The organism is Streptomyces inusitatus (assembly GCF_014651115.1).
Lineage (GTDB): Bacteria > Actinomycetota > Actinomycetes > Streptomycetales > Streptomycetaceae > Streptomyces > Streptomyces amakusaensis.
Map to the genome: position 1 here is coordinate 160677 of NZ_BMWG01000006.1, position 10075 is coordinate 170751.

At 74.0% G+C, this 10075-nt stretch carries 10 protein-coding genes; 9 read left to right on the top strand and 1 reads right to left on the bottom strand.

All coding sequences use genetic code 11. From position 1 onward, the window contains the following. The first annotated feature begins 205 nt into the window (after positions 1 to 205). The 9 genes from IE247_RS13310 to IE247_RS13350 all read left to right on the top strand — a co-directional run bounded on the left by IE247_RS13310 (position 206) and on the right by IE247_RS13350 (position 8948). Positions 206 to 1285: a ScbA/BarX family gamma-butyrolactone biosynthesis protein gene (locus tag IE247_RS13310; RefSeq protein WP_190123263.1), complete on the top strand. Its 1080-nt coding sequence runs from the start codon at positions 206 to 208 to the stop codon at positions 1283 to 1285. After that, positions 1282 to 2349, top strand: coding sequence for a beta-ketoacyl-[acyl-carrier-protein] synthase family protein (locus IE247_RS13315; RefSeq protein WP_190123264.1), 1068 nt, complete (start codon positions 1282 to 1284; stop codon positions 2347 to 2349). The genes IE247_RS13310 and IE247_RS13315 overlap by 4 nt, the downstream gene beginning before the upstream one ends. 95 nt (positions 2350 to 2444) lie before the next feature. Continuing rightward, positions 2445 to 2687, top strand: coding sequence for a phosphopantetheine-binding protein (locus tag IE247_RS13320; protein ID WP_190123265.1), 243 nt, complete (start codon positions 2445 to 2447; stop codon positions 2685 to 2687). Next, positions 2684 to 3940: a beta-ketoacyl-[acyl-carrier-protein] synthase family protein gene (locus IE247_RS13325; RefSeq protein WP_190123266.1), complete on the top strand. Its 1257-nt coding sequence runs from the start codon at positions 2684 to 2686 to the stop codon at positions 3938 to 3940. The genes IE247_RS13320 and IE247_RS13325 overlap by 4 nt, the downstream gene beginning before the upstream one ends. Next, on the top strand, positions 3937 to 4677 hold the full coding sequence (gene fabG, locus IE247_RS13330; RefSeq protein WP_190123267.1) for a 3-oxoacyl-ACP reductase FabG: 741 nt from the start codon (positions 3937 to 3939) through the stop codon (positions 4675 to 4677). The genes IE247_RS13325 and fabG overlap by 4 nt, the downstream gene beginning before the upstream one ends. Before the next feature lie 121 nt (positions 4678 to 4798). After that, positions 4799 to 5785, top strand: a complete 987-nt coding sequence (locus IE247_RS13335; RefSeq protein ID WP_190123268.1) for a 3-oxoacyl-ACP synthase III family protein — start codon at positions 4799 to 4801, stop codon at positions 5783 to 5785. Positions 5786 to 5795: 10 nt separating this feature from the next. Next, positions 5796 to 6539 (top strand): SDR family NAD(P)-dependent oxidoreductase, encoded by a 744-nt coding sequence (locus tag IE247_RS13340; RefSeq protein WP_190123269.1) that lies wholly within the window; start codon positions 5796 to 5798, stop codon positions 6537 to 6539. Position 6540: 1 nt separating this feature from the next. Next, the gene (locus tag IE247_RS13345; protein WP_190123270.1) at positions 6541 to 8136 is read left to right on the top strand and encodes an FAD-dependent monooxygenase; all 1596 of its coding nucleotides are present in this window, start codon (positions 6541 to 6543) and stop codon (positions 8134 to 8136) included. A 110-nt stretch (positions 8137 to 8246) separates the two neighbouring features. Further along, positions 8247 to 8948, top strand: a complete 702-nt coding sequence (locus IE247_RS13350) for an HAD family hydrolase (RefSeq protein WP_190123271.1) — start codon at positions 8247 to 8249, stop codon at positions 8946 to 8948. Between the two features lie 23 nt (positions 8949 to 8971). Here IE247_RS13350 and IE247_RS13355 read toward each other — a convergent pair whose 3' ends face one another. Next, complete coding sequence (locus IE247_RS13355; RefSeq protein ID WP_190123272.1) at positions 8972 to 10015, bottom strand: hypothetical protein; 1044 nt, start codon at positions 10013 to 10015, stop codon at positions 8972 to 8974. Positions 10016 to 10075 lie beyond the last annotated feature (60 nt).

The window sequence follows — 10075 nt, forward strand, 5'->3', positions numbered from 1 at the left end:
TCTCCGACCCGGAGCCGCCACGCACGGACCGGTCGATCGGTCATCGGGCGGTCACCGGTCAGTCACTGGCGGTTCTTGAGCGAACGTAGAGGCGTTCGGGGCGAGAGCTTGTCCGGGCCTGCCCATTCCCTGAGCCGATTCGCGCGTACCGCCTGCCAGATTGGCCTGTGAGACGACCGAGCAGGGGAATCAGGTGGGGGCAGGCATGACGATCACGGGCCAGGAGCATCCGGCGGACACCGTGGCACCGGGGGACCCGGTGCTCGCGTACGACCGCCCTGTCGAGCGTTCCGTCGTCCACCGCCACGCGGACGCGGAGGTCTTTGTCACCGACTCCGCCGCGGCCGGTCCCGGCCGGTACGCGGTGGCCGCGCTGCTCCCCCGGGCGCACGCCTGCTTCGGCGACCACACCGGTGCCGTCGGCCCCGTCGATCCCCTGCTGCTGCTGGAGTGCTTCCGCCAGGCCGGAACCGCGGTGGCCCACCGCCATCTCGGGGTGCCGATGGACACCGCGTTCCTCATCACCGAGTGGGGCATCCGGCTCACCGGCGCCGCGCCGCTTCCCCCGGGCGACGGTGACAGCGGCGACGGCCACGGCGACGGCGACGGCCCCGCCCGGCTCCTGCTGATGATCGAGGCGAGGAACCTCAACCGGCGCGCGGGCAGACTGCTGGGGGCGACCCTGGTGGCCGAGATGTATCTCGCGGGCGAACTGGTGGCCCGCGGCACCGTCGGCGCGGGGTACCCCAACAAGGCGGCGTACGAGGGCTTCCGTACGCTGCGGCGCAGCTCACCGGCACCGCTCTCGGACGCGATGCCCGCGCGCGGGCCCGGCTCGCCCCTCGCGCCCGGGGCCGTCGGCCGAAGGCTCGCGGAGAATGTCGTCCTCGCGGACGGCGAGCGGAACGCCGGGCGGAGCAGGGCGGTCCTCGATGTGCCCGTCGCCCACCCGGTCTTCTACGACCACCCGCTCGACCATGTGCCCGCGATGGCCCTGCTGGAGGCCGCCCGCCAGGCCGCGATCTTCGCGGACGGATCTGACGGCTCGGACGGATCTGACGGATCTGACGGATCTGACGGAGGAGCGGCCGGGGGGCCCGGGCAGGTCACCGCGGTCAAGGCCCGCTTCCAGCGGTTCGTGGAGCACGACGCCCCGACCACCGTCACCGCCCGCCCGGCCGGCGACGACCACCATGTCGTGGCCGTGGAGTTCCGGCAGTCGGACGGGGTGGTCTGCACGGCCGAAGTGACCCTGTCCGGCCCCGGCGGGAAGGGCCCGCGATGAGGCTGCGCACCCCGTACGGCCTGGTGGCCAGGGCCTGGTACCCCACCGCGCGGCAGACCGTGGCCGAGGCCCTGGCGGCGGGCGACGTCGACGCGCGCACGGCGGCCGACCTCGGCTACACGGAGCTTCCGGTGAGCGAGGAGACCGCGCCGCCGGACATGGCGGTGGCGGCGGGCCGCGAGGCGCTGGCGGGCGCGGACTGCCCGGCCGAGGCGCTCTCGACCGTGCTGCACGCCAGCGTGCACCACCAGGGGCACGACGCCTGGTCCGCGCCCCACTACATCGCCCATGAGCTGGGCGCGGACGGCGCGGTGCCGATCGGGCTGCTCCAGCAGTGCAACGGCGGCGCGATCGGCGTGGAGCTGGCCGTCACCCGGCTCCAGGGCGATCCGCAGGCGGGCCCGGCGCTGGTCACCACCGGCGACCGTTTCCTGATGCCGAGCTGGCACCGCTGGCGCACCGACTACGGCATGGCCGCGGGCGACGCGGGCACGGCGGTGCTCGTGCACCGGGGCGACGTACTCCCGTCGGATCTCGTCCTGCACGCGCTCGCCACCACCGTCGCCGCCGGACTGGAAGTCATGCACCGGGGCGACGACGGGCTCAACGCGACACCGCTCGGGCACAGTCCGATGATCGACGTCCGCCGCACCAAGCGGCACTTCATCCGCGCATTCGGCGTCGAGCGCTTCACCAAGGCCGCGCACGAGGGGATCCGGGCCGCCGTGACCGAGGCGCTCGCCGACGCCGGACTGGCCCCGGACGACCCACGGCTGCGGTACGCGGTGCTGCCCCGGCTCGGAGCCAAGGCCATGGCCGAGGCGTACACCCCGCCGCTGGTGCAGTCCACTCCGGCGGCGCTGCTGGACCTGGGCCGGGCCACCGGACACGTGGGCGCGGGAGACCTCAACGCCTCCCTCGCCGACCTCGCCACCGGCCCCTGGCTGGAGCCCGGTCAGTACGCCGTCGTACTCAACGGGGGCGGCGGGTTCACCTTCACCGCCGCCGTCGTCAGCCGCCCGAGCCGCCCGGAGCAGGCGTCCCGCGACGCCGCCCGCCCCTGAACTCCCCCCACGGAGATCCTGCGGCTCCTCCCCCACGGAGCCCACACTCCCCACACCTCCCCACACCTCACATGTCACCGACAGGAGAGAACACCATGAGCAGCGTTCAGAATCGTTTCTTCGGTCTCCTCGCCAACAAGATCGGCATCGAGACGGCCGCTCTCGTCCCCGACGCCACCCTCGAATCGCTGGACCTCGACTCCCTCCTCCTCATCGAGCTGAGCGTCGCCGTCGAGAAGGAGTTCGGCGTCGTCGTCGACGAGACCGAGCTGAGCGTCGAGCGCACCCTCGGCGACGTCCTCGCCACCCTGGACGAAAAGCTGGCGGTGCAGGCATGACCGGAGCGACCACCCGTACCACCCGTGCCGAGCGGTACGACGTCGCCGTCACCGGACTCGGACTGCTCACCCCGGCCGGCATCGGCGTCGCGGCCAACGAGGCGCGCGTCTGGTCCGGCGAGTCCACCGCCACCCGCGACGAGGCCCTCGCCGGTCTGCCGGTCGACTTCTCCTGCCGGGTGCCGGACTTCGACCCCGTCGCCCTGCTCGGCCGCCGCGCCGCGCTCCGGATGGACCGGGTCAGCCAGCTCGGTGTGGCGGCGGCCCGGCAGGCCGTCGCCGACGCCGGGCTCGACCCGGCGGCCTGGGACGGCGCGCGCGTCGGCGTGGTGATCGGCACCTCGTTCGGCGGCTCGGCCAGCTTCGAGCGGGAGTACGACTCCTTCGTCCAGGGCGGCGCTTCCGTCGTCTCGCCCCAGCTCATGGTGAAGGCCCCGGTCAATATGACCGCCGGATACATCGCCATGGACTGCCAGGCGCTCGGCCCCAACCAGGTGGTCTCCTCCGCCTGCGCCTCCGGCACCACCGCCATCGGCTACGGCCGGATGCTGCTGGAGAGCGGAGCCTGCGACATCGTGCTGGCCGGCGGCGCGGAAGCCGCGCTCACCCCGACCGGCATGGCCAGCCTCTACCGCATGGGCGCGCTCTCCCGGCGCGGGCACGCCCCCGCCGAGGCGTCCCGGCCCTTCGACGCCGACCGCGACGGATTCGTCGCCGGGGAAGGCGCCGGGGTGCTCGTCCTGGAACGGCTCGCGGACGCCCGCGCCCGGCGCGCCCGGGTCCACGCCCGGATCAGCGGCTTCGGAGCCTCCGCCGACGGCCACCACCCCTCCGCCCCGCACCCCGGCGGCGAGGGGGCCGAACGGGCCGTGCGCGCCGCGCTCGCCGACGCCTGCCTCCCCGCCCGGGAAGTGGCGCACATCAACGCGCACGGCACCTCCACCCCGCTCAACGATGTGACCGAGTCCCGGATGATCGGCCGCGTCTTCGGCGAACGGCCGCCCGCCGTGACCTCGGCCAAGGGCGTCATCGGCCATCTGATCGGCGCGGCCGGCGCGGTCGAGGCCGCCTACACCGTGCTCGCCGTGGCCCGGGGCTCCGTACCGCCCACCGCCAACCTCGGCGGTGTCGACCCGGAGATCGAGGCGGACGTGGTCGCCAAGGAGGCGCGCCCGATGGCCATCGGGGCCGCGGTCTCCAACTCGTTCGGCTTCGGCGGGCAGAACGCCGTCGTGGTGGTGACCGCCGCGTGAGCGACCAGCCCGCCCGGGACGGACAGCCCGCCCCCGGCCGCTCCGTCCTCGTCACCGGCGGCAACCGGGGCATCGGCCTCGCCGTCGCCCGCGATCTCGCCGCCCGGGGCGACCGGGTGGCCGTCACCTTCCGCACGGGAGAGCCGCCCCCCGGTCTGTACGGGGTCGCCTGCGACATCACCGACCCGGCGGCGGTCGAGAACGCCTTCGACGCCGTACGGAAGGAACAGGGCGAGGTGGAGATCCTCGTCGCGAACGCGGGGATCACCCGGGACGCCCTGCTGCTGCGGATGGGCGACGACCTCGTCGACGAGGTCATCGACACCAATCTGCGCGCCGCGATCCGGCTCGCGAAGCACGCCGCGCGCGGCATGCTGGCCGAACGCTGGGGCCGGCTGGTGCTGATCTCCTCCTCCGCGGCCTTCACCGGCTCGCCGGGGCAGGTCAACTACGCCGCCGCCAAGGCCGGACTCGTCGGCCTGGCCCGCTCGCTCGCCTGGGAGCTGGGACCGCGCGGCATCACCGTCAACGTCGTCTCGCCCGGACTCATCGAGACCGACATGACGAGCGGGCTGCGGCCCGAGCGCCGCGCGGAGTATCTGCGCCGGACGCCGCTCGGCCGCCCCGGCACCCCCGAGGAGGTCGCGTCCGCCGTCCGCTTCCTCACCGGCGACGGGGCCGCGTACATCACCGGCGCGGTCCTGCCGGTCAGCGGCGGCCTCGGCATGGGCCTCTGACCACCCTCCACCGAGCCCGCCTCCCCCGGCCGTCGGCATCCGCCCATCCCCGTCCCCCGCCCCGGAAATCCGCCCCCACCCCGCGATCCCGCGACCCCCACGATCACAGAGAGGCTCAGACGTGCCCATAGGCGTGATATCCATCGGCTCCCACGTCCCCGAACGCATCGTGTCCAACCGGGAGATCGCCGCCTGGGCCGACACCACCGAGGAGTGGCTGGAGAGCCGCACCGGAGTGCTGGAGCGGCGCTACGCGGCGGACACCGACGCCACATCCGACCTCGCCCTGCCCGCCGCCCGCGAAGCCCTCGACGCACTGGGCCCCCAGGCACGGGAGAAGCTCGCCGCACTCATCGTCGCGACCTGCACCCCCGACCACCCACAGCCCTCGACCGCCGCCATCCTCCAGCACAAGCTGGGCCTGCCCGCGCTCCCGGCCTTCGACCTCAACGCCGTGTGCAGCGGCTTCCTCTACGGCCTCACCGTCGCCGAGGGACTGCTGACCGGCCGCGCGGCCGGCTCGTACGCGCTGCTCGTCGGGGCCGACATGTTCTCCCGCATCATGGACCGCGGCGACCGCAGAACGGTCAGCCTCTTCGGCGACGGCGCGGGCGCGGTCGTCCTCGGCGAAGTGCCCGAGGGGTACGGCATCCGGGGCGGCAGCCTGCGCACGGACGGCCACCTCCACCACTACGTCGGCGTCGAGGCGGGCGGCACCCGGACCACGCTGGACCAGCGCGCCAGGGAATCGGGCGAGCAGCTGTTCCGGATGGACGGCCGCTCCGTGCGCGAGTACGCCATGACCACCCTCCACAAAATCATCGGCGAAACCCTCGCCGACTGCGGCGCCGCCCTCGGCGACATCGACCGCTTCGTCTTCCACCAGGCCAACCGCCGACTGCTGGAGGCCTTCGCCGCCGAGGCGGGCATCGACCCGGCCAAGGTCGTCCTCACCGCCCCCCACCTCGGCAACACGGCCGCGGCCTCCATCCCCCTCACCCTCCACGAAGCCCACCGCACCCGGCCGCTGGAGCGCGGCGAACACATCCTCTTCGCCTCCATCGGCGGCGGAATGACCGCCGGAGCAGCCCTGCTCACCTGGTACTAGGAGAACCTTCATGCGACTTCAGGACAGAACCGCCGTGGTCACCGGCGGCACCCGGGGCCTCGGCCGGGCCATCGCGGAGAGCTATCTCGCCGAGGGGGCGTCCGTGGTCTGCGCCGCGCGGAACCCCTACGACATCGAGGAACTCGCCGACGTCTACCCCGGCCGGGTCCACTACCAGGAGACCGACGTCACCGACGAGGACTCCGTGGCCGAGCTGGTGGAGGTCGCCCTGGAGACGTTCGGGGCGCTCGACATCCTGGTCAGCAACGCGGGGCTCAGCCGCGACGGCAGCATCAGCCGGCTCTCGGCCGCCGACTGGAACGCCACCGTGGGCACCAATCTCACCGGTGTCTTCCTCTGCACCCGCGCCGTGATCCGGATCATGGCCGAGCGCGGCGGCGGCCGCATCATCAACGTCTCCTCCTGCGTCGCCACCCGCACCGCCGCCGGAGCCGCCGCCTACAGCGCCAGCAAGGCGGCCGTGGAGATGTTCACCCGCACCTCCGCCGTGGAACTCGCCCCCAAGGGCATCACCGTCAACTGCCTCTCGCCCGGCTACATCGACGAGGGCATGGGCAAGAAGGTCGCCGCCGACAGCCGCGTCTGGGAGACCTACCGCCGCAGACTGCTCGCAGGCCGGCTGGGCCGCCCGGACGAGGTGGGCTCCGCCGCCGTCTTCCTCGCGGGCGACGACAGCTCCTATGTCAACGGCCATGTCCTGGAGGTCAACGGCGGCCTGATGTGGGCGGCCTGAGATGACCGACACAGTGATCGTCGTCGGTGCCGGACCGGTCGGCCTGGTACTCGGCTGCGAACTGCTCCAGCAGGGCATCCGGGTACGGATCGTCGACGCCGAGCGCCGCGCCACCGCCCACTCCCGCGCCAATGTCGTCTGGCCGCGCAACCTCGAACTCCTGGGCAGAATCGGCGTCAGCGAGAAGCTGATCGCGAGCGGCCACCGCATCGGCGGCACGGCGTTCCACTCCGCCGGCCGCCGGATCGGCACCGCGTACGTCAGCAGAATGCCCGGCGCGCCGTACCCGTTCGCCGTGATGATCTCCCAGAACGACACCGAGCGGATCCTCCGCGAACGGCTGGCCGAACTCGGCGGCACGGTCGAGGACGGCGTACGCCTCACCTCGCTGTACACCGAGGGCACCGGCACCGGCACCGGCACCGGCACCGGCACCGGTTCCGGTTCCCCGGCGGAACCCGGCGGCCCGCGCCCCGTCGCCGTACTCGAACACCCCGGCGGACGGTACGAGAGCGCGGAGGCCGACTGGATCGTCGGCGCGGACGGCGCGCACAGCACCGTCCGGGAGCGGCTCGGCATCGGCTACGCGGGCACCCCGGTCGACGTCACCTTCGCCATCGCCGACGCCGCCATGACCACCCACCTCGCCGACGACCTCTCCCACTACCTCTGGTCGCCGCGCGGCGCGATGGCCGTCGGGCCCATGGGCGACGGCGTCTTCCGGCTCGCGGTCAACGTCCCCCACGCCGAGGACGGCGACCCGCCGCCCTCGCGCGAACTCTTCCAGCGCGTCGTGGACGAGCGCGGCGCACACGGCAGCACCATTGAGGAACTCCTGTGGAGCGCCACCTTCCGGGTGCGCTGCCGGGTCGCCGAGACCTTCAGATCCGGCCGCTGCTTCCTCGCGGGCGACGCCGCCCACATCGTCAGCCCGGCCGGCGGACAGGGCATGAACACCGGCATGCAGGACGCGTTCAACCTCGCCTGGAAGCTCGCCGGGGTCATCCACGGCCGGCTCGGCGAAACCGTGCTGGACACCTACGACTCCGAGCGCCGCCAGATCTCCCACCAGGTCTCCCGCAACACGGCGCTGCTCACCAAGGTCGGTCTCGCGACCACCCCGCTCCGCACGGCGGTGCGCGACACGGCGTTCCGGGCGGCGGGACTCACCGGCGTGCTCCAGCGCCATGTCGCGCCCCAGCTCGCCCAGACCGACATCAGCTACGGCACCCGCGCCCGCCCCGGCCGCCCGGCGCCCACCGGGGCCCGGCTGCCGCTGCTGGTCTCCGCCACCGACGAACCCGGCTGGCACGGCCGCTGGCCCGCGGTCGCCCGCGACCGGCACACCCTGCTGCTGCACGGCGGCCACCGGGCCGGCGCGGGGCTGCTCGCCGCGCTGCCCGGGAACACCGCCGTACTCGAACTCGACCGGCCCGTCCCGCCCGCGCTCGCCCGGGCGCTGGGCCCCGGACCGACGGCGGCCGTGGTCCGCCCCGACGGCCATCTCGCGGCCCGGCTCAAGGACGCCCGCGACGACGAGATCCAGGCCGCCCTGCGCTCCGCCCACCACCTCGCGCACCGGACCCGTACCGCCTGAAAGCCGCACGAACCCCCCCCGGCGCAGTCCGAGGCAGGCCCACCCGGGCCTGCCTCGGACGCGTCGTACCCCCCCGCCGATCCGAACGACCCGAAAGGGACCCAGAGACCATGGCGCACTCCCGCAGGGTGGTGGCGTTCTTCGACGCCGACGAGACCCTCGTCGCGATGAAGAGCCCCTTCGCCCTCCTCCGGCACCGCCTCGCCCGCCTCGGTGACGACGGCACCGAGTACGAACGCCTGGTCGAACCCCTGCGCCGGCACGCGCGGCAGGGCGGGGCCCCGGCCGAGGTCAGCGCGATGTACTACCGGGCGCTCGCCGGGATCCCGGTCGCCGAGCTGATGGCCGAGGGACGGCAGTGGTACGCCCAGCTCGACAGCAGGGGAGTGCCGTTCGTCTCCGCGACCCTGGACGCGCTCCGCTCCCACCAGGCCGCTGGCCATGTCATCGCCGTGATCTCCGGAGCGTGGCGGGCGAGCCTCCAGCCGATCACCGACCATCTCGGCGTCGATGTGGTGCTCTGCACCGAACCCGCCGTCGACGGCGCGGGCCTCCTCACCGGCGAGGTGGCCGAAGCCATGTTCGGCCCGGCCAAGGCCCTCGCGGTGCACCGGGTCCTCGACGCCTACGACGCCGCCGCCGAGGACTGCTTCGCCTACGCCGACGACCCGGGCGATCTGCCGATGCTCGAACTCGTCGGCCACCCCACCGTCGTCGGCGGCCACCCGGCGATGAACCGGCTGGCCACCGAACGCCGCTGGCCCACGCTCCCGGCGACCGTGGTCCCCGGAAGCGTTCCCCAGCCCGTCTGAACGGACCTTCGACCGTACGGGAGTTACTCGGGCGGCCCGAACCGGCGCAGTACGAACCCCGCCGGTTCCGGGCCGCCCAGTGTGTCCAGGCCGCCGTCGAGGACATAGACGCCGTACGGGGTGGGCACGGCCGCCGTCGGCGCGGCGTCGGCCCAGGGGCCCGCCTCGCACTCGACATGGGCGGTCCGCCACCCGTCCTTCGACTCCAGCACCCACACCGTCGCCCGGCCGCCCGGCGCGGCCAGCGCGTTCGCCACGACGAGGAGTGAGCCGTCGGGGCGCACCGTCATGCCGTCGGCGCCCACCACCGGCCGGTCGAGCGCCACTTCGCCGACGCGCCGGTGGTGGCTGTGCGGGAACACCCGGTAGAACCGGCCGCTCCCGTACTGGCCGACGATCAGATGCCCGTCCGGATGCCAGACCACGCCGTTGAGCCCGGGCGCGCCGCCCACGCCCGCGAGCCGCCCGTCCCGCACCACGACCGAGACCCGGCCCCGGAGGTCGACCCGGTACACCGTGCCGGTGAGGGAGTCGGTGACATAGGCGCGGCCGGCCGGGTCCAGCGCCACATCGTTCGCGCCGTGCGGGCCGGGCCCGAGGTCCAGCGGGACCTTGCGCAGCAGCCGGCCGGAGCGCAGATCCAGGATCGCCAGCCCGGAGAGCCGGCCGCGGGTTCCCGGTGTGCCGGCCGTGCCCATGCCGGGGTCGGAGTAAGCCGTCAGCAGCCGCTGGCGCGCCGCGTCGACCCGTACCCCGAAGGTCGAGACGAGACCCGGCGGGCTCGCCAGCGTACGGACCCGGCCCCGGGCGTCCACCAGGGAGACGGTGCCGTGCAGGGCCGATCCGATCACGAAGGCCCGGCGGTGGGGATCCCAGTCGGCTCCCTCCGGCACGAGGGCCTGGGCTCCCCTCACCACGGCGGGCGGGAGCGATCCGGCCGCGGCGGCGGGCGCGGGGGAGACGGACGGCGCGGGGGAGACCGTCGTGTGCGGGGTGGTGGTGGCCGTGAACGCGGTGGACAGGAGGGCGGCCGACAGGAGAGCGGTGACCAGTGGGGGGGTGTTCAACTCTGCTCCAGATGTACGAAGGCGGCCGGTGGGCGGAGACCAGAACTCCGCCCACCGGCC

Excerpts from the sequence above, each read along its gene's own strand:
- IE247_RS13350 (WP_190123271.1), top strand. The coding sequence starts at position 8,247 with ATGGCGCACTCCCGCAGGGTGGTGGCGTTCTTCGACGCCGACGAGACC.
- IE247_RS13325 (WP_190123266.1), top strand. The coding sequence starts at position 2,684 with ATGACCGGAGCGACCACCCGTACCACCCGTGCCGAGCGGTACGACGTC.
- IE247_RS13315 (WP_190123264.1), top strand. The coding sequence starts at position 1,282 with ATGAGGCTGCGCACCCCGTACGGCCTGGTGGCCAGGGCCTGGTACCCC.
- IE247_RS13320 (WP_190123265.1), top strand. The coding sequence starts at position 2,445 with ATGAGCAGCGTTCAGAATCGTTTCTTCGGTCTCCTCGCCAACAAGATC.
- IE247_RS13340 (WP_190123269.1), top strand. The coding sequence starts at position 5,796 with ATGCGACTTCAGGACAGAACCGCCGTGGTCACCGGCGGCACCCGGGGC.
- IE247_RS13345 (WP_190123270.1), top strand. The coding sequence starts at position 6,541 with ATGACCGACACAGTGATCGTCGTCGGTGCCGGACCGGTCGGCCTGGTA.
- IE247_RS13310 (WP_190123263.1), top strand. The coding sequence starts at position 206 with ATGACGATCACGGGCCAGGAGCATCCGGCGGACACCGTGGCACCGGGG.